Origin of the sequence: Mesorhizobium sp. M0340 (assembly GCF_040321535.1) — a bacterium.
Classification (GTDB): Bacteria; Pseudomonadota; Alphaproteobacteria; order Rhizobiales; family Rhizobiaceae; genus Mesorhizobium.
The window spans coordinates 223,332-241,669 of sequence record NZ_JAMYRR010000008.1 but is presented as its reverse complement, the minus strand read 5'-3'; the positions used below and the strand labels follow the sequence as shown (position 1 = coordinate 241,669).

The window sequence follows — 18,338 nt, the reverse complement described above, 5'->3', positions numbered from 1 at the left end:
CGATCGGGCCGATGAAGAAGATTGCAAGCAGACTGCGCAACTGGCTGGAGTTCCCGGTTCTGCTGGCCGGGCTGGTCATTGCCGGCGGGCTGTGGGGGTTCGAAGAACTGATGGAGCTGGCGCGGGCGACCACGCCGCATGCCTTCGACACCGAAATCCTGCTTGCCTTCCGCAAGGCCGGCCAGCCCGACAATCCGATCGGACCGGCGTGGCTGGAAGGAGCGATGCGCGACGTCACCAGTCTTGGCAGCGCCAGCGTGCTGGTGCTGATCACGGCAGCAATGATCGTCTATCTGCTCCTTATCCGCAGGCCAGGCGCGGCGCTTCTCATGTTCGTCGCGGTGGCGGGCGGCCAGCTCCTGTCAAGCGTGCTGAAATTCGATATCGACCGGCCGCGCCCCGATCTGGTCTCGCATCTCGCCGATGTGGCATCGCTTTCGTTTCCGAGCGGCCACGCCATGCTGTCGGCGGTGACGTATTTGACGCTGGGCAGCATGGCGGCACGGTTTTTGCCCGGGCTCACAACGAAGATCTATGTACTCGTGCTGGCGGTGCTGACGACGGTGGTCGTCGGCATCAGCCGCATCTATCTCGGCGTCCACTGGCCGTCCGACGTGCTGGCCGGCTGGTGCGCCGGCTTTGCCTGGGCGATGCTGTGCTGGCTGGCGGCACGATTGCTGCAGCGATGGCTAGGGCGGGCCGACGGCACCTGACGTCGGCCGGACTACTTCAAATCAGCCTGTTGATCAGGCCATGTCCGCAGCCTGCCAGCAGGAAAACCATCGACAGCAAGACTGTCGAGGTCGCCAACGCTTTGAATGTCTTCACCTGCTCATCCTTTTTAAGGTCGTACCTGTGAAATCGGTACCGCAATGGATGTCCCGCCTAACGATGTCGAGGTTTGTAGCATGCCAGCGCACCGGCTGGCAAAGACTGTTGCATGTTTCACATATGCAAAATGATGTTTGACCCATCATTATGAAGGTATTATACGTGATACTGCAGAACTCAGACGGGGTTTTGACCGATGATCACTGCCGCGCAGATGCGTGCCGCGAGGGCGCTGGCCGGCATCGATCAGAAGACCCTCGCCGAGCGCGCCGGGGTTTCGCTTCCAACCATTCAGCGCATGGAAGCGAGCGACGGCGTGGTCCGGGGCGTGGTCGATACGCTGATGAAGGTCATCCAGGCCCTTGAAGAGGCCGGGGTCGAGCTGATCGGCGAGAACCAGGCGAGCGAGCGTGGCGGCAGGGGCGTTCGCCTCAAGCCTGTCACGCCGCAGAACCCGCAAGGCTGACGCTACTGCCGCATCGCCGAAAATCAAATTCGATTTTCGGATAGTCCGATGCGCGGGTCAAAAGTGTTGGGGCGTATCTGTGCGCCTATTTGGACGCACGCCGCTCCAAGTCGCGACGGCGACCGCCGACAGTCCTGCCGACGATCCCGCCGCTCCTTGGTTTCATGCGGAAGGCACTCGATGGATCAGACGGAGCGGGCAGTGCATCAACCGGCGCGGCCGACATTTTCCGAACTGTTCACCCCGAAGCTGGTGACGGTGCTGCGCGAGGGCTACACGCTCACGCATTTCAAGGCGGATGCCATCGCCGGGCTGACTGTCGCCATCGTTGCGCTGCCGTTGTCGATGGCAATTGCCATTGCTTCAGGCGTGACGCCGGAGCGCGGGCTCTACACCTCGATCATTGGCGGATTCCTGGTCTCGGCGCTTGGCGGCAGCCGTTTCCAGATCGGCGGCCCGGCCGGCGCCTTCATTGTGCTTGTGGCGGCGACGGTGGGGCGGGTTGGCGTCGACGGCTTGCTGCTGGCGACGATGATGGCCGGCGTGTTCCTGCTTGCCATCGGCTATCTCAGACTTGGCACCTACATCAAATTCATCCCCTACCCGGTGACCGTCGGCTTCACCGCCGGCATCGCTGTTATCATCTTCTCCGGCCAGATCGTCGAACTGTTCGGGCTGAAGCTCGCCGGCAAGGAGCCAGGGCCGCTGGTGCCGAAGCTGATGGCCATCGGCGAGGCGGCCGGAACAATCAACCTCGCCGCAACCGCGGTGGCGGCACTGACCATCATCACCATTGCGACGTTGAGGCGGTTTCGGCCGAAGTGGCCGGCTATGCTGATTGCCATCGGACTGGCATCCCTCGTCGTCGCATTGCTCGCCATGCCGGCCGAGACGATCGGCACGCGCTTCGGCGGCATCCCGCGCAGCCTGCAATGGCCGGCTTTCCCGCCGCTCAGCCTCGACAGGATAATCGACGTGCTGCCGGACGCTATCGCCTTTGCGCTGCTCGGGGCGATCGAATCGCTGCTGTCGGCCGTCGTCGCCGACGGCATGACCGGAAGGCGGCATCGCTCCAATTGCGAGTTGGTGGCGCAAGGCTTCGCCAATATCGCCTCCGCCTTGTTCGGCGGCATATGTACCACTGGCACCATTGCCCGCACCGCGACCAATGTACGGGCCGGCGCGCATGGACCGGTCTCAGGCATGATGCACTCGGCCATCCTGCTTGCTCTGATGCTGTTGGCGGCACCGCTGGCCAGCTATATCCCGCTTGCAGCACTTGCCGGCGTGCTGGCGGTGGTGTGCTGGAACATGTTCGAGAAACAGGCCTTCGCCACCTTGCTGCGCGCCTCGCGCGGCGATGCGCTGGTACTGATGGCGACGTTCCTGATCGTCATCTTCCGCGACCTGACCGAAGGCATCGTGGTCGGCTTCGCGCTAGGCTCGATCCTGTTCATCGACCGCATGGCCAAGAGCATCGCGGTGGAGGCGGACCATCAATCCTTGGTGCAGGAAGACGTCGCCGACCGAGCCAGCGCTTATGATTCCAGCGAGGCGAGCGATGCCGACACCGTCGTCTACCGGATATCGGGCGCCTTCTTCTTCGGCGCCGCCTCGACCGTCGGCACGGTGCTGGACCGCATCGCCGACCAGCGCAAGAACTTCATCCTCGACTGTTCGGCGGTGCCGTTCTTCGATTCGACGGCGGCCAATGTCATCGAGGGCGCGGCCCACAAGGCCAAGCGCGCCGGCGTTCGCTTTATTATCTCAGGCGCTTCACCGCAGACACGCCGCATGCTGATCAACCACGGTGTCAAGCGGCCGCTGGTGACTTATGCCGCATCGATCACGGATGCGCGGGCGCAGCTGAAGAAAGCCGCGCCCGCCGCCTGAGCTGGCAACTGCCGGCTTAGTCGAGGCCCAACGCTGAGACCTCGCCCTCATTCATCAGCGGCACGAAGATTGTCGACTTGCCATCTGTGCCGATATCGGCGCTGCCCGGCTTGAACGTCGCAACCACTTGCGGCGTACCGCCGGCTTTGTAGCGGTAGAGCGTGCCGGTCATATAGGCAGTGGCGTAGATGCTGCCGCCGATGGCAACGACGCCATCGAGGTTGGCAAAGTTTTCCGCGCCAGCCAGAGGCGAAACGGCCTTGGTGGCGAGATCGACCGAGAGCAGGCCGCCCGGCTCCGCGGTGCTGAAGTCGGGCTTGATGCCCTTGCCCCACGAAGCGACGATCAGCCGGCCGCCATCGGCGAAGATGCCATTCGGCGAAGCGAGCGCCGCATCCTTGATGAACAGTTCGGGCCGGTCGCCGTCGATGCGATAGATCGTATCGGCAAGCATATCCGTGACGTAGACCTTGCCGGATGCATCAGCGGTCATGTCGTTGAGAAAGACAGCGTTCGGCACGTCGATCGTCGACGCTAGCTTGCCGCTTTGGAGATCGACGACGCGCACATGGGTGATGTCGGCGACGTAGAGTTTGCCGCCGGCAATCGCCATGCCCTTGGGCGCGTCCATGCCGTCGGTCCAGTGTTGTGTGACCAGCTTGCCGTCCATCGACAGAACCGACAGATAGCCGTTGCCGTCGGCTTCGCCGGGATTGCCGACGATGTTCGAGACGATAACGCGCTGGCCGGCGGCGTCGAAGAGCGCCGATTCAGGTTGCTCGAGGCCGCTGGCGCGCCAGAGTTCAGCGGCCTGAATTGCCGGCGCAGTCGCGATGCCGAAGATGGCGAGAAGTATCGGTGTGAAGAGGCTTTTCATGGCTAGTCTCCTGTAATGGACTGGCGGAGAGCTAGGCCTTTCGATACTTTCCGGGAAGATCTATCGGGACTAGTACCGAAGGTTGATACCAAATCGTGCAAAAGAGGTGCATCCCATGAACGGCCTGATCTTCGACGCGCTGAAGCGGACGCTGAAGGCCAAGGGCGTAACCTACCGCGTCCTTGCCGAGCGCATGGGCGTTTCCGAGCCGACTGTGAAGCGCATCTTCCACGAGCGCAACTGCAAGCTCGACCGGCTGATGGAGATCTGCGCTGCCGCCGGCGTGGAGTTGGAGAACGTGCTCGGCTCTATGAACAGAGGACCAGGACCTGCCAACCACATCGCGCCGGAGATCGAGCGCAAGCTCGCCGGCCGGCCGGCACTGCTGTTCATCTTCGTCATGCTTTCGGAAAAATTTACGCCCGAAGGTATCATGCGCTCACAGGGGTTGAGCGAGGCTTCGATGTTCCTCTATCTGCGAGACCTCGAGGAGTTGGGGCTGGTCGCGCTCGGTCGCGGCCTGTCGGCCAGGCTGCTGGTCGAGACGCCAATCCAGTGGAATTTCGACGGGCCATTGCGGCCACTGTTCGAGGTGACCAACAAGAACTTCATCGGCTGGGCCATCACGCATCTGGAGCGCGAGGCGACATTCGTCAGCTTCTCCAGGCGGATGCGGCCCGAGACGGCGGAAATGGTCAGGCGGGAGGCGGAGGAACTGGCCGAGCGCGCCAAATTGCTTGCGCATCACGATCAGCACACGACGCCGGAAGACGGGTTGATCGGCTACAAATGGACCTTCGCTTTCGGCGCGACGCCATTCCCGGCGATCATGCCGATTGGACCGCATCCGCGCGACGCCGGCGCGCGGACACCCGGCCGGGCCGCCGCAAAGACACGACGGCCGCTGCCGGCCTAGCCGCCACTCTGAACCCTTGTTTCGGCGTTGGTAATCCTGGGGTTGTCGTCTCAAATCATCTGCCGGTAGTCGAAACCATATTCGAGGGTCGGCTTGACGATGCGGAAATAGGGCGACAGGTCGAAGTCGCGCGGCGTGTAGAGCGAGTGATGGCAGGATTTCCTTGCGCGAATAGCGTCCGACGGCGTGTAAGGCTCGTAGCCGGACGATTCCTCCTGCAGCCGGCCGGCAAGCCAGCGGCCAAGTCGGTCCAGAAGCGTGTCGCCGGGCTCGGTCATTCCAGACGGCGATTATCACAGGGCGGCAAATTACACCATGATCAGCCCACGCCAGGCGCGCCGGCGTCTTCGTGCGATACCGCTGTGAGGTCGTCGCGCACCTTGCGGGCAAGCTTCCTTGTCGAGCGCTTCGGACTGTCGCCGAAAAGCTCGCCCGCCTCGGCGAGGCAGGTTTTTTTCAGGCTCTTTTCCGAGCGCTTCAGCAGCTTGGCAAGCAACCGCGTGTCCTCAGGGGGACCGAGCGGCTGGTCCTCGGCATCGAGAAGCGCGCGCATGACGAACACGTCGTGCAGTTCGCCGAGCCGCTCGCCCAATTCATCGACGGCCTTGCGCCGGGCCTTGATCGGCGTCGGCCACAGCCGGCCGAGCAGCGACAGGTGCATGCCATGCGTCTTGGCCGCCTTGCGCAGGTCGTGAAAGTCATCGGCTTCGCCGCGCGAAGCCGCCTTGTCCAGCGCTTTCCTGGCGCGGCGCAAAGTGGCGCGCGCGCCTTCGGCGAGCACGTCGGCAGCCTGCTCCGGCTGGTCGGGCAGAGCGAGCTTGTCAATCCGGCCGACACCTTCCTCGCAAGCGGCGATCGCCGCGCCTATCGCAGTATCGAGGCCTGCTCCGCCATGCAGTTCATGCAGGCGCGCGACGAGCCGGTCGCGAACGGCATCGAGGCCACCGCCGGCACTTTGCTCGGGAAAGCTTGCCGCTAGCCGGTCGATTGTTTCCACCAGTGCGGTCGCCTCGCGCGGGCCGGCAAGCAGGGCCGCCACCTGGCGGTAGCATTGATTCTCAGTCTCGCAGAATGTTTCGTCTCCGGAACGGACAAGGCGCAGCAAGGCGCGGACGTTCTTCAGCCGTTTGCGACAGTTGTGCAGCCCCTGTTCGGGCCTGTCACGCGCGGCGTCCAGATGGACAAGCGCCTTGCCGATCTCCTCGGCGAGGATGCGCCTGACCTCGCCGGTCAGCGACATGTGCGGATCGATACGAAAGCTCATGCGACGATCTCCGCAATCCCCCCAAGGGCGAGCGACGCGTTGTAAAATCTCGGCTCGCCGGTGACTTCGCGGCCGAGCCAATCTGGCAGCATTTCGTCCGGTACATCCTCCGGCGTCTCGAGCTCGGCGATCACCAACCCCGCAAGCGTCCCCCCGAAGACATCGACTTCGTAGAGATAGCCGCGGTGTCTAACATGATGGCGTGTCTTCTCGATGACATGTCCGATGGCAAAGGCCTGCATCTCCTGCGCCTCCGCCAAAGGCACCGGATATTCGAATTCATCGCGCTGGCGTGCCTGGCTGCCGAACTTGAGCGTCAGCTTGGCGGCGGCATCATTGCTGATGCGCACACGCACCGTACGGCTGGGTTCGGCGACAAGGTAGAATTGACGGATATGAATGTCCGCCTCGACCATTGCCCGCCATTCCTCACCTGAGACCAGGAATTTACGCTCGATTTCCTTGCCCATGGCCACGCACTAGAGCGCGCACGGCCGGAGTTGGCAAGCCGCTTGATCGCAGTTGACTTTAATCATTCGATTGATTAAATTGTCGATGATGATCAAATCGCCCAGCGCCAGCAGCCTTCCTCATGAGGCGCCCAAGACCGCCGCAGACATGACGCGGACGGCACTCGTGCGCGCGGCGCTGAAGCTGTTCGGACGCCAGGGTTTCGACGGCACGTCGACGCGCCAGATCGCGGCTGAGGCCAAGGCCAATATCGGCTCGATCGCCTATCATTTCGGCGGCAAGGAAGGGCTCCGCAACGCGGCGGCCGACTACATCGTCGACACCATCCAGACCGTTGCCGGCCAGGCGATCGGCAATCTGCAGGCGCCGGTCGCGGCATTGGCGGACACCGAAGCCGCGCGGGCACATTTAGCCGTCGCACTGGAGCGCATGGTCGCCTTCATCGCGGCAAGGCCGGAAGCAGGCGAGATTGTACAGTTCGTCCTGCGCGAGCTGTCGCATCCTACCGCGGCCCTCGACCGTATCTATGACGGCGTGTTCGAACCGGCGCATCGCCGGCTCTGCCTCATCTGGGAACAGGCGACGGGCGAGCCGGCCGAGAGCGAGCGCACAAAACTCACCGTATTCACGCTGATCGGCCAGGTCGTCTATTTCCGCATCGGCCGCGAGGCCGTTATGCGCCGGATGGGCTGGCGCAAGATCGGCGATGATGAGGCCGGCAAGATCGCGGCAACAATAACCGACAATCTCAGCGCGATTTTAGCTCGGCGCGATTTGGCTGTCCGGAAGGATCGTGGATCATGAGCCTGCTCTGTTCTTTGCCGCTTGCCGCCCAGCTTTTCAGCGCCTGCGCGCCGGCAGCACCGCTCGCCGTCGGCTACGTCGAGGGCGACTACGTCCTGCTCGCGCCGATCGAGGTGGCGCAGGTCGAGACGATTGCGGTCAAGCGCGGCGACCACGTCGCGCCCGGCACGCCGGTGGTGACGTTGGAAAACGCCGACGCCAAGATCGCCATCGCACAAGCCGAGGCGGCCCTTGCGCAGGCCCAGGCGCAACTTGCCGACCTGCAGGTCGGCAAGCGGCCGGAAGAGATTGCGGTGCTCAAGGCGCAGGTCGACATGGCCAAGGCGCAAGCCGCCGACGCCAAACGCCGTTACATCCGCGCCAGCGATCTGTTCAAACGCGGCACCGGCACGCAGGCCGACTACGACACGGCTTCCGCGACGCTGGAGACGGCCAACGCGCAGGTCGGCCAGGCGGAGGCCAATCTCGCCGTCGGCGGGCTGCCGGCACGGCCCGAGACGATCAAGGCTGCCGACAATCAGGTCAGGCAGGCGCGGTCGGCGCTGGAGCAAGCGCAATGGCGGCTGTCGAAGCGCGTGCTGACGGCACCCTCGCCCGGCCGGGTCAACGATGTCATCCGCTATCCAGGCGACACGGCCGGGCCGACCGCGCCGGTCATCTCCATACTGCCGGATGGCGCGGTGAAGCTCAGCGTCTATGTGCCGGAAAGCGCGTTCTCCTCGGTCGATGTCGGCACGCTGCTCAATGTCCATTGCGACGGTTGCGGAGCGGGCGTGAAGGCTCGCGTCAGCTACGTGTCACCGGATCCGGAATTCACGCCGCCGGTGATCTACTCGCTCGAGACCCGGCAAAAGCTGGTCTATCTGGTCGAAGCGCGGCCGGAGGGCGACGCCAGCGCATTGCAGCCCGGGCAGATCGTCGACGTCGACCTGGCGGACATCGGAAAATGAACGTCATCGACGTGCATGGCCTGGTCAAGCGCTTCGGTGACAAGACCGTCGTCGACCATGTGACGATGACGGTGGCCGAGGGCGAGATCGTCGGCTTCCTCGGGCCGAACGGCTCAGGCAAGACGACGACCATCCGCATCATGTGCGGCTTGCTGACGCCGGATGAGGGCGAAGGCACGGTTCTGGGCTTCGACATTCGCACCGACAGCCTGCGGATCAAGCGCGAAGTCGGCTACATGACACAGAGATTCTCGTTCTACGAAGACCTCACGATCGGCGAGAATCTCGAATTCGTGGCACGGCTTTACCGGCTGAAGCCGCTCGACGGGCATGTGGCTAAGACGCTTGAGGAGCTCGGCCTGACATCGCGCAAGAACCAGCTGGCCGGTACGCTGTCCGGCGGCTGGAAGCAGCGGCTGGCGCTGGCCGCCTGCATCATGCACAAGCCGAAATTGCTGCTGCTCGACGAGCCGACGGCGGGCGTCGATCCGAAGGCCAGACGCGAATTCTGGGACGAGATCCACCGGCTGGCGAGCGGCGGCCTGACCTTGCTGGTCTCCACCCATTACATGGACGAAGCCGAGCGCTGCCACCGCATCAGCTACATCTCCTACGGCAAGATGCTGGCCACTGGCACGGTCGAGGACGTGGTGAGGAATGCCGGGCTGACCACCTTCGTCCTGCAAGGGCCACGGCTCGATCAGGTCGCGGCCGCACTTCATGGCCGCCACGGCGTCGACCAGGTGGCGCCGTTCGGGGCGACGCTGCATGTCGTCGGTTCCGACAGGAAGGCGCTTCAGGCAGCGCTTGCCGATGTCGAGAAGGAGCACAAGGGCGTCACGGTATCGCCCGGCGAGACCAGCCTGGAGGATGTGTTCATCCAGTTCATGTCCGGTTCGAAGGACAACATGGGATGAAGAACGGGATAAACAGCATCTTTTCCTTCGCCAGGCTAGGCGCGCTGCTGATCAAGGAGTTCATCCAGATGCGGCGCGACCGCATCACCTTCGCCATGATGCTCGGCGTGCCGCTGATGCAGCTGGTGCTGTTCGGCTATGCCATCAACAACGATCCGAAGAGCCTGCCGGCGGCGCTGGTGGCGATGAGCAGCGATCCTTACACGCGGGCCATGGTTTCGGCGCTGCAGACCACCGGATATTACCGCTTCGACCATGTTGCGCAAAGTGCCGCCGAAGCCGAATTCCTGATGGCGCGCGGCGATGTCGCCTTCGTCGTCACCATTCCCGCCGATTTTGCCCGACGGGTCGAGCGCGGCGACAGCCCGCAGATCCTGATCGAGGCGGATGCAACCGACCCGGCCGTCGCCAGCGGCGCCATCTCGACGCTCGGCACCGTCGCCAACCAGGCGCTGCTCAGGGCACGCGGCATGCAGGAGACGGCGGCTGAAGCTGCCCGGGGCCAGCTCCAGGTGGTAGTACACCGGCGCTACAATCCGGAAGCCGTCTCGCAGTACAACATCGTGCCCGGTCTGCTCGGCGTCATCCTGCAGATGACGATGGTGATGATGACCTCGATCGCGCTGACGCGCGAGACCGAGCGCGGCACGATGGAGAACCTTCTGGCGATGCCGTCCAGCCCGCTCGAGATCATGCTGGGCAAGGTGCTGCCCTATCTGGCGGTCGGCGCCGTGCAGGTGGTGGTGGTGCTGGCGGCCTCGAAGCTTCTGTTTGCCATACCCTTCACCGGATCTATGTCGCTGCTGTTGACGGCGGTTCTGATCTTCGTCTTGGCGCTGGTGCTGCTCGGCTACACGATTTCGACGATCGCCCGCACGCAGATGCAGGCCCTGCAGCTCACCTTCTTCTTCTTCCTGCCGTCGATCATGCTGTCCGGCTTCATGTTCCCCTATCGCGGCATGCCGGACTGGGCGCAGGTTTTCGGCGAAGTGCTGCCGCTGACGCATTTCCTGCGCATTATCCGCGCGGTGATGCTGAAGGGCGCCGAGCTGCCGGCGGTGGCAACGGAGATCGGCTGGCTGGTGGTGTTCGTGGCGCTGTTCGCCGGCGTTGCGCTGGTGCGGTTCCGCCGGACGCTGGATTAGGGTCGACGCAATCAGCTTGCGCAAATGATCGAGAATCACACGGCCTTGGCCTGGCCCGGGACCGGTGTCAATTCAGGTGCATTGAGCCCTTCGAAGGGATCGCGCCAGGCATCGATTTCTTCAAGCTGCCGATACCAGCGGCCGACCGAGGGATAATCGTCGAGAGGCAATCGGGCGACGTCGTTGAAGGGCAGAAACGTCGCCATTCGAAAGTCGGCGTAGGAAACCGAATTTCCGACCAGCCATTCTCGCTGGGAAAGCTCAGCATCAAGTATTGCAGCGGCGGTACTGAAGTCCCTCAGGCCCTCCTCAACTCGTGCCTGATCGATCGGGCCGAGCCCATAGCGCTGTTTGGTCCCGCGTTCGAAATGAACGACATCGCAGGCTCTTGCGAAGTTCTCTTTGCCCCAACTCAGCCATCGGATCATCTCCGGCTCGTCGTCGCCGGTGCGCCAAAAATGCGAATGCGTGTCGCGTGAAAGCCGGCAGGCTATGGCATCGGCCTCCCAGAGGCTTTTTCCCAAGTCCACAAGGATGGGCAATGAAAGATTTGGATTGAGCGGCCGAAAGCGCTCGGCCTGCCCCGGAGCGAAGGGGGAGGCGAATTCAAACTCGACCTTGGCATTGAGATAACGTGCCACGGCGACCGCGAGGCGAGGATTGGGATTGCGGCTGAAGAACAGTTTCATTGATCTCAGTCCTTGAATGGGACCGGTTCGACCGGACGCAACGGAGGCTCGAGCGCCTCGAACCTGCGCATGACCTGCAACTGGTTGCTATCTTAGCTGGCAGCAATGATCTCGGCATAGGTGCTGAAATCGACATTGCCGCCGGACAGCACCACGGCCACGCATTTCCCGGTAAGGTCGATCTCGCCTGACGACAGCGCGGCCAAGCCGACGCAGCCGCCAGGTTCGACCACCAGCTTCAGGCAAGCCATCGCGTCGCGCATCGCCTGGGCCACCGCCCGGTCGGAAACGGCGATGGCGCCGGCAAGGTTCTTACGGTTGATCTCGAAAGTGATGGCGCCCGGCTCGGCGACGAGAAGGGCATCGCAGATCGAGGTCTGGCCGGGCGCGTTCGACACCCTGGCGCCTTTGATCAGCGAGCGGCGTGTGTCGTCGAAATGCTCGGGTTCCACGGCCCAGACGGCGGTGTCCGGCGAGGCGTCCTTGACCGCGATCGAAATGCCGCTGCTCAACCCGCCGCCGCCGCAGGGAACCACTACCGCATCGAGGCTGACGCCAAGCGCTTTTGCTTGGCGCATCAATTCGAGGCCGATCGTGCCCTGGCCGGCGATGATGGCCGGATCGTCGTAGGGCGGCACCAGGACCATGCCCTTTTCCACGTAAGAACGGACAACGGCAGTGCGATCGTCGCGGACCCGGTCGAAGGTGATCACTTCGGCGCCCATCTTCCTGACATTGCCGACTTTCATCGCCGGCGCATCGGCGGGCATGGCGATGACGGCCTTGACGCCGAACATCGCCGCTGCGGCGGCAACGCCTTGCGCGTGATTACCCGACGAGAAGGCGACGACGCCGCGGGCGCGTTCTTTCGCCGAGAGCGAGGAGAGCTTGTTATATGCACCGCGGAACTTGAACGAGCCGGTGCGCTGCAACGTCTCCGGCTTGAACAGGATCCTGGCGCCGAAGCGCTTATTCAACTCCGGCGATTCGATCAGCGGCGTTTCGACGATCAGTCCGGACAATCGCGCTGCTGCGCTGTGAATATCGGCGACGCCGGGAGGGATGGTCATGGCTGGGGTCCTGCAAGAAATAAGACCGCCTATGGTGCACGGAAAGGGAGGCCGCGCACCAATGAAAAAATGTGACCGTTACAATTCGACTTGGAGGCAGGGGTGGGGCGTGACTGTCAACCACCGCCGCCTCCACCCTCCGCTATGCATTCGTCGCTTCAATCGACAAATCGTTGCCTGACCCGGCATTGCCGGCCGCTCCTCATCCCAACAGCGTCTTTTGCCGTTTGGGGCCGCCCATCTTGCGCCAGGTGTTGAAGCGATGGGTGGCAGCAGCGAAGGAGATCTTCATCTGCTGAGCAACCGAATAGCGCGACTTACCCTCGTCGAACAGGCGATAGCAGCACTCGACGCCCTCCTCGGTCAACTTGCCGTCGGGAGCCTTGTTGTGCGGATTGGCGGGATCGAATTTTTCGACCTGCTGCTCGACCAGCCCTTTCAGGCGCTGCAAGTCCGCCTCGATGTTAGCGATCAGGTCGAGAACCGGCTTGGGGTCAAACGGCTGCTGTTGTTCCGGCATCTGCGGGTTCCTTTCTCTTGGTTCAGATTCGATTATATAGGTGAACGTTTGCCGATAGCAAACGATGCCTCGTTCGGTTTCGACGTTGATACTTTTGAGCAGATGAGTGGAGCGGGCGCGATTGACCGAGGATGTGCGAAGCTCTAGTTTAGAACTATTCTAAACTGGGGTGAATTTCTCATGCTTTCTCGCGTTTTCGGCTTCGGCCGCCGTCCGTTTGAATCTCTCTCGGAGCAGGAGATCCTGGCGCTCGCAATCTCCTCCGAGGAGGATGACGGGCGCATCTATCGCGCCTATGCCGACGGGCTGGCGGAAAGCTTTCCGCAATCGGCCAAAGTGTTCGAGGAAATGGCGGAGGAAGAGGACGGCCATCGCGACGCGCTGATCGAGCTTTACCGCAAGCGTTTCGGCGAGCGCATACCGCTAATCCGGCGCGAACATGTGAAGGGTTATTACGAGCGCAAGCCGGACTGGCTGGTGAGGCCGCTCGGTATCGATCATGTGCGCAGCCAAGCCGAGGCCATGGAGCGGCAGGCCTACCTGTTCTATATCGAGGCGGCCAAACGCACAGGCGATGCCTCGACGAGAAAGTTGCTCGACGATCTGGCGGTGGCCGAACAGGGCCACGAGACACTGGCGCAGCGGCTGGAACAAAAGCATATATCGGGCGCGGTCAAGGACGAAGAGGCGGCAGCCGAGCAACGTCAGTTCATCCTGACCTACGTGCAGCCCGGGCTGGCCGGGCTGATGGATGGCTCGGTGTCGACGCTGGCGCCGATCTTTGCCGCGGCCTTTGCCACACACGACACGTTCCAGACCTTTCTGGTCGGGCTTGCCGCCTCGATCGGCGCCGGTATCTCGATGGGATTCACCGAAGTGGCCTCCGACGACGGCAAGCTATCCGGCCGCGGCTCGCCGGTAAAACGCGGGCTGACCGTCGGCGTCATGACGACGCTGGGCGGGCTCGGGCACGCGCTGCCCTATCTCATCCCGCTTTTCTGGACGGCGACGGTCGTCGCCGCGGTCGTGGTGTTCTTCGAACTTTGGACGATCGCCTTCGTACAGAACCGCTACATGCAGACGCCATTCTGGCGCGCCGCCTTCCAGGTGGTGCTGGGCGGCGCGCTGGTGTTTGCGGCAGGGGTGCTGATCGGGAATGCATAGCAGTTGCTACCCATTCACCGCCCGGCTGTCTGCTGGCGCCTCGGCGCGTTCGGTCAGGCCGTAGTCGCGCATGACATGGGCGATGCGTAAACGGTAGCCGGCAAAGATGCCGCCGCGCCCAGCCCTCTGCGCCTGCCGATGTTCCTGCGTGTTGCGCCAGGCCTTCACCGCATCCTCGTCGCGCCAGAAGGATAGCGACAGGATGCGGTTCGGATCGGCAAGGCTTTGGAAGCGCTCGATCGACAGGAAACCGTCGATGCCGGCGAGCAGTGGGCGCAGATCGGCGGCGATGCCGAGATAGGCATCGCGCATGCCCGCCGCCGGCTCGACCTCGAAGATGACGGCGATCATGGCTTCACCAAAGAAGCATGTGGCCCGGAGGCCAGCTTGAGGAAGACGCGGTCCTCCTTCAGGATAAATTTTTCCCGCCGGGCGAACTCGTAATTCGCCTTGCCGGCGGGATCAGCGGCGAGCCGGGCGCGGTAGGCTTCGTAGGCCGCAAGACTGTCGATGTTGTAGGCGGCATAAGCCGTAGTGGCCGAGCCTTCGTGCGGCGCGAAATAGCCGATCAGATCGGCGCCGCAGCGCGGGATCGCCTGCCCCCAATTGCGTGCATATTCCTCGAACGCCGCCTTGCCGAACGGATCGATCTCGTAGCGGATGAAGCAGGTGATGGTCATTTTCGCCTCCTTGGCAGTGGATGTTTTCTGGCGGTCACAGTTCGAGCCGGGTCGAAACGTTTCGAAGATCGATATGCCAGGCAAATTCGCTGGACGGTCAGGTTTGCCAGAAGGATTTCGCGCATTCGCGGCGGACGTCTTCGAGTGTCAGGCCAAGGTCACGCAGCAGATGATCGTCGATCTCGGCGAGGTCGAGACGCTGCAAATGACGGTCGTACCACCGCTTCAGGAGCCGCAGCCGCAAGCGGCGCAAGACAATGAACGGGAACGGCCGGCGAGCAGGCGCGGCGCCGAGAATGGTCCTTGCAGGCATTGTCGTCTCCTTGATTTGCATGGAGATTAATGCTTGTCTGACGAGGATGCTTCGATGAGGAACGAACCATGCGCGAAGGACCTGACATAGCCCGCATTGCCAGCCTGGTGGGCGATCCGGCGCGGGCAAACATGCTGTCCGCACTGATGGGCGGCACGGCACTGACGGCGAGTGAACTGGCACTCGAGGCCGGCGTGTCGCTTCCGACAGCGAGCTCCCATCTGTCGAAGCTGATGGAAGGCGGGCTGCTGACGCTGGCAAGCCAGGGACGGCATCGCTACTACGGCCTCGCCGGCCCGCAGGTAGCAGGCATGATCGAGGCGATCACCGGTGTTGCCGCCGCGGTCGGGCCGCAACGAGTGCGGCCTGGCCCACGCGACGCCGCCATGCGCGTGGCGCGGGTCTGCTACGACCACCTAGCCGGCGACCAGGCGGTGGCGATGCTGGACCGTCTCGTCGCCCGACAAGTGCTCCTGCGCAATGATGAGGAGATCCGGCTTGGGCCGTCGGCCGCCTCGCATTTCGCCGCGATCGGCATCGATGTCGAGGGCAAGGCGCGGCGACCGGTGTGCCGGGCCTGCCTCGACTGGAGCGTGCGGCGTTCGCACCTCGCCGGCACGCTGGGCGCCGCCATTCTCGATAAGATCCTCACCGAGAAATGGGCGCGGCGCGAGAAGGACAGCCGTGCGGTGATCTTCTCGCCGACAGGCAAGCAGGCATTCGAGAAGACGTTTCTCGCCTGACGGCTCGCTTCGACGCACCAGAACGGCCCGTCGTCTCCACGGAAACGCCGAACCGCTCTATCTTTGTTGTTTTGACGCAATTCCGGACGGAAAATCGTTCCACACACTTTTCCTGGAATTGCTCTAGCCGCGCTTGAGCGGCTTGGCCTGCTTGAAAAAATCCTCCCAGGGATCGGCTTGCCCAAGCCGCTTCAGCGTCGTCTTGTCGCCGATCGGAAAGGCGTTCGGCGGCAATCCGGCCTCGATTTCCGCCCAGGTCACCGGCATTGATACAGTGGCACCTTTTTTGGCGCGCGACGAATAGGGCGCGACCGTGGTCGCGCCACGGCCATTGCGCAGATAATCGACGAATATCCTGCCGGTGCGCGCCTTCTTCGACAGCGTCGCCGTGTAGCGGTCGGGTGCGGCTTGCTCGAGCGCTCGGGCGAACTCATGGGCGAAGCCTTTGACCTCGTCCCAGTCCGCCGACGGCTTCAGCGGGACGAGGACATGATAGCCCTTGCCGCCCGAGGTCTTGACGAAATTAGGCAGGGACAGTTCGTCGAGCCGGCTGCGGATATCGAGCGCCGCGGCAAGCACCGCCTTCACGTCGACACCCTCGTCGGGATCGAGATCGAAGATGATCTGGTCTGGTTTTTCCAGCTCGTCCGTGGTCGAGCCCCAGATGTGGATCTCGACGACGCCAAGTTGAACGAGGGCCACGACACCGTCGAAATCGCGGATGAACAATATCTCCTCGCCGTCGGTGGGATCCTTCATCACGGCGATCTTGTCGTGCATGCCGGCCGAGGCATGCTTCTGGAAGAACCGTTGGCCGCCAACACCGTCCGGCGCCCGCACGAGGCTGAGCGGCCGGTTGATGACGAATTGCTTCATGCGCGGCCAGACCAGCGCGTAGTGATCGACCAGATCCTGCTTCGATACGTTCTCCTCGGGCCACAGAAGCTTGTCGGGGCGGGACAGCGTAACCGAGGTTTTCGCCGTGGCCACGGGTTTGGCGGGCTTTGGCTTCGACTCTGCCGGGGCTGAGCGTGCTTTCGGTTTCTCCTGCACGACTTCCTCCGCCGGCTTGTCCTCGCGCAATCCCTGGAACGACGCGTGGCGTATTATACGGTCCGACGTCCAACTGCGAAACTCCACTTCGCCGACAAGTTCGGGCTTGACCCAGACCAGCCCCTTGCCCCTTGGCACCGCCCTGTCGAAGGGCGAGGTTGTCGTCTTCAGCGCATCAAGCCTCTTCTTCAGCTCGTTGGTGCTTTTGGCCGTGAAGCCGGTGCCGACACGGCCGGCATAGCGCAGCTTGCCGCCCTCATGATAGCCGACCAGCAGCGAGCGCAGGCCCCGCCCGGTCTTGTCCGACGGCATGTAGCCGCCGATGACGAATTCCTGGCGCGCCGTACATTTCGACTTCACCCAGGACGGGACACGGCCGCTGCGGTAGGGCGCGTCGGCGCGCTTGGAGACGACGCCTTCGAGCCCCAGCCGGCAAGCATGCTCCAGCATGATCTTGCCGGGTTCGGCAAAGTGGTCGCTGAAGCGCACGGCCTGATCCTCGGCTTGTCCGGCGAGCAAAGTGCGCAGCCTTTCCTTGCGCTCGACCAGCGGTTCGGAACGGATATCCTCACCGTTAAGACGCAGCAGGTCGAAAACGTAGTAGATGAAACGATCCGTGCGGCCCGCCGACAGATCTTGCTGCAGCAGCGAGAATGACGACACGCCATTATCCGCCAGCACGACGATTTCGCCGTCGATGATAGCATCGGTGCATTTCAGGCCGCCAAGTGCCGCGACAATTGCGCCACCGAATTTGTCGGTCCAGTCGAGGCCGGCGCGTGTCAAAAGCCGAACCTCGGTGCCGGCAAGCTGCGCCTGCATGCGATAGCCGTCGAACTTCACCTCATGCAGCCAGTCCTTGCCGGGCGGGGCGTCCCGCTCCAGCGTTGCGAGCGCCGGTTCGATGAATTCGAGCCGCCTTGCGGCGACGGCCTTCGCTTTGCTGGCGGCCGGCCTGTCGGACTGCCAGACGCTTGGCTTCTTGCCGTCGGCGGTCTTGCCTTCGCCGACCTCCTCGATGGTCAGGCCGGATTTCACCGATTGCGGCGCCTCCTGCAAAATGTCCTCGCCCGGACGCGCGGCGGCATCGTCGGATTTGATCAGCAACCAGTTGTCGCGCCGTTCGCCCGGACGCGGCTTCAGCCGTACCAGATGCCAGGCGCCGTGCAATTTGTGGCCATGCAGTTCGAAACTGATATGGCCTTTCTTCATCGCCTTTGCCGGGTCGCCATCGGGAACCCAAGTTCCCTCGTCCCAGACAATGACCGAGCCGCCGCCATATTGGTCCTTCGGGATAGTGCCTTCAAACGGCGCATAGTCGATCGGGTGGTCCTCGACATGCACGGCGAGCCGCTTTTCGTGCGGGTCGAGGCTCGGGCCCCGCGTCACTGCCCAGCTCCACAGCACGCCGCCATGCTCGAGACGAAGGTCGTAGTGGAGCCTGGTGGCGGCATGCTTGTGGATGACGAAGATGCCACCTGGCTCGGCTTTCTTGCCGCGCGAAACCTTGCCGGCCGGTTCGGTGGTCTTCTTGAAATTGCGCTTGGCGTGATACTGCTCGAGGCTGGCCAT

21 protein-coding genes are annotated in these 18,338 nt (G+C 63.2%); 10 read left to right on the top strand and 11 right to left on the bottom strand.

Annotation, left to right across the window (positions count from 1 at the left end; genetic code table 11):
• Nucleotides 1–11 precede the first annotated feature (11 nt).
• The 3 genes from NKI79_RS14970 to NKI79_RS14960 all read left to right on the top strand — a co-directional run bounded on the left by NKI79_RS14970 (nt 12) and on the right by NKI79_RS14960 (nt 3,190).
• Nucleotides 12–713 (top strand): phosphatase PAP2 family protein, encoded by a 702-nt coding sequence (locus NKI79_RS14970; protein ID WP_352802351.1) that lies wholly within the window; start codon nt 12–14, stop codon nt 711–713.
• A gap of 314 nt (nt 714–1,027) precedes the next feature.
• Nucleotides 1,028–1,297: a helix-turn-helix domain-containing protein gene (locus NKI79_RS14965; protein WP_292656925.1), complete on the top strand. Its 270-nt coding sequence runs from the start codon at nt 1,028–1,030 to the stop codon at nt 1,295–1,297.
• A gap of 180 nt (nt 1,298–1,477) precedes the next feature.
• On the top strand, nt 1,478–3,190 hold the full coding sequence (locus NKI79_RS14960; RefSeq protein ID WP_352802350.1) for a SulP family inorganic anion transporter: 1,713 nt from the start codon (nt 1,478–1,480) through the stop codon (nt 3,188–3,190).
• A 16-nt stretch (nt 3,191–3,206) separates the two neighbouring features.
• Here NKI79_RS14960 and NKI79_RS14955 read toward each other — a convergent pair whose 3' ends face one another.
• Nucleotides 3,207–4,067 carry an SMP-30/gluconolactonase/LRE family protein gene (locus NKI79_RS14955; RefSeq protein ID WP_352802348.1) on the bottom strand — a complete coding sequence of 287 codons (861 nt, stop codon included), beginning with the start codon at nt 4,065–4,067 and terminating at the stop codon, nt 3,207–3,209.
• Between the two features lie 115 nt (nt 4,068–4,182).
• Between NKI79_RS14955 and NKI79_RS14950 the strand changes: the two genes are divergently transcribed.
• Nucleotides 4,183–4,983 (top strand): helix-turn-helix domain-containing protein, encoded by an 801-nt coding sequence (locus NKI79_RS14950; protein WP_352802347.1) that lies wholly within the window; start codon nt 4,183–4,185, stop codon nt 4,981–4,983.
• 50 nt (nt 4,984–5,033) lie between these two features.
• On the opposite strand, the gene NKI79_RS14945 is transcribed toward NKI79_RS14950, so the two are convergent.
• From NKI79_RS14945 to NKI79_RS14935, 3 genes are read right to left on the bottom strand one after another with little or no spacing between them, the layout of a single operon-like run.
• Nucleotides 5,034–5,261 (bottom strand): hypothetical protein, encoded by a 228-nt coding sequence (locus NKI79_RS14945; protein WP_254818031.1) that lies wholly within the window; start codon nt 5,259–5,261, stop codon nt 5,034–5,036.
• Nucleotides 5,262–5,302: 41 nt separating this feature from the next.
• A complete protein-coding gene (locus NKI79_RS14940; RefSeq protein WP_352802345.1) occupies nt 5,303–6,247 on the bottom strand; it encodes a CHAD domain-containing protein in 945 nt (314 codons plus the stop codon).
• A complete protein-coding gene (locus NKI79_RS14935; protein ID WP_254818029.1) occupies nt 6,244–6,717 on the bottom strand; it encodes a CYTH domain-containing protein in 474 nt (157 codons plus the stop codon). Before NKI79_RS14935 ends, NKI79_RS14940 begins: the two co-directional genes overlap by 4 nt.
• 88 nt (nt 6,718–6,805) lie before the next feature.
• Here NKI79_RS14935 and NKI79_RS14930 point away from each other — a divergent pair, with 88 nt between their 5' ends.
• From NKI79_RS14930 to NKI79_RS14915, 4 genes are read left to right on the top strand one after another with little or no spacing between them, the layout of a single operon-like run.
• Entirely contained in the window at nt 6,806–7,522 is a 717-nt protein-coding gene (locus tag NKI79_RS14930) for a CerR family C-terminal domain-containing protein (RefSeq protein WP_352477088.1), read from the top strand.
• A complete protein-coding gene (locus NKI79_RS14925; RefSeq protein WP_352802343.1) occupies nt 7,519–8,472 on the top strand; it encodes an HlyD family secretion protein in 954 nt (317 codons plus the stop codon). Before NKI79_RS14930 ends, NKI79_RS14925 begins: the two co-directional genes overlap by 4 nt.
• Nucleotides 8,469–9,389, top strand: a complete 921-nt coding sequence (locus NKI79_RS14920; RefSeq protein ID WP_352802341.1) for an ABC transporter ATP-binding protein — start codon at nt 8,469–8,471, stop codon at nt 9,387–9,389. Before NKI79_RS14925 ends, NKI79_RS14920 begins: the two co-directional genes overlap by 4 nt.
• Before the next feature lie 8 nt (nt 9,390–9,397).
• Nucleotides 9,398–10,534, top strand: a complete 1,137-nt coding sequence (locus tag NKI79_RS14915) for an ABC transporter permease (RefSeq protein WP_352802379.1) — start codon at nt 9,398–9,400, stop codon at nt 10,532–10,534.
• A gap of 35 nt (nt 10,535–10,569) precedes the next feature.
• On the opposite strand, the gene NKI79_RS14910 is transcribed toward NKI79_RS14915, so the two are convergent.
• The 3 genes from NKI79_RS14910 to NKI79_RS14900 form a co-directional block, all read right to left on the bottom strand.
• Entirely contained in the window at nt 10,570–11,223 is a 654-nt protein-coding gene (locus tag NKI79_RS14910; RefSeq protein ID WP_352802339.1) for a glutathione S-transferase family protein, read from the bottom strand.
• 92 nt (nt 11,224–11,315) lie between these two features.
• Entirely contained in the window at nt 11,316–12,293 is a 978-nt protein-coding gene (locus NKI79_RS14905; protein WP_352802338.1) for a threonine/serine dehydratase family protein, read from the bottom strand.
• Nucleotides 12,294–12,495: 202 nt separating this feature from the next.
• Nucleotides 12,496–12,813: a hypothetical protein gene (locus tag NKI79_RS14900; protein ID WP_254818024.1), complete on the bottom strand. Its 318-nt coding sequence runs from the start codon at nt 12,811–12,813 to the stop codon at nt 12,496–12,498.
• Between the two features lie 180 nt (nt 12,814–12,993).
• Here NKI79_RS14900 and mbfA point away from each other — a divergent pair, with 180 nt between their 5' ends.
• Nucleotides 12,994–13,977, top strand: a complete 984-nt coding sequence (gene mbfA, locus NKI79_RS14895) for an iron exporter MbfA (protein WP_352802336.1) — start codon at nt 12,994–12,996, stop codon at nt 13,975–13,977.
• A gap of 6 nt (nt 13,978–13,983) precedes the next feature.
• Here mbfA and NKI79_RS14890 read toward each other — a convergent pair whose 3' ends face one another.
• From NKI79_RS14890 to NKI79_RS14880, 3 genes are all read right to left on the bottom strand, one after another.
• Complete coding sequence (locus NKI79_RS14890; RefSeq protein WP_352802334.1) at nt 13,984–14,328, bottom strand: antibiotic biosynthesis monooxygenase family protein; 345 nt, start codon at nt 14,326–14,328, stop codon at nt 13,984–13,986.
• A complete protein-coding gene (locus tag NKI79_RS14885; protein WP_352476818.1) occupies nt 14,325–14,657 on the bottom strand; it encodes an NIPSNAP family protein in 333 nt (110 codons plus the stop codon). Before NKI79_RS14885 ends, NKI79_RS14890 begins: the two co-directional genes overlap by 4 nt.
• Before the next feature lie 97 nt (nt 14,658–14,754).
• Nucleotides 14,755–14,970, bottom strand: a complete 216-nt coding sequence (locus NKI79_RS14880) for a DUF1127 domain-containing protein (protein ID WP_352802332.1) — start codon at nt 14,968–14,970, stop codon at nt 14,755–14,757.
• A gap of 68 nt (nt 14,971–15,038) precedes the next feature.
• On the opposite strand from NKI79_RS14880, the gene NKI79_RS14875 reads away from it, so the two are divergent.
• Nucleotides 15,039–15,713 (top strand): ArsR/SmtB family transcription factor, encoded by a 675-nt coding sequence (locus NKI79_RS14875; RefSeq protein WP_352802330.1) that lies wholly within the window; start codon nt 15,039–15,041, stop codon nt 15,711–15,713.
• A 123-nt stretch (nt 15,714–15,836) separates the two neighbouring features.
• On the opposite strand, the gene ligD is transcribed toward NKI79_RS14875, so the two are convergent.
• Nucleotides 15,837–18,338: a DNA ligase D gene (gene ligD / locus NKI79_RS14870; protein WP_352802328.1), complete on the bottom strand. Its 2,502-nt coding sequence runs from the start codon at nt 18,336–18,338 to the stop codon at nt 15,837–15,839.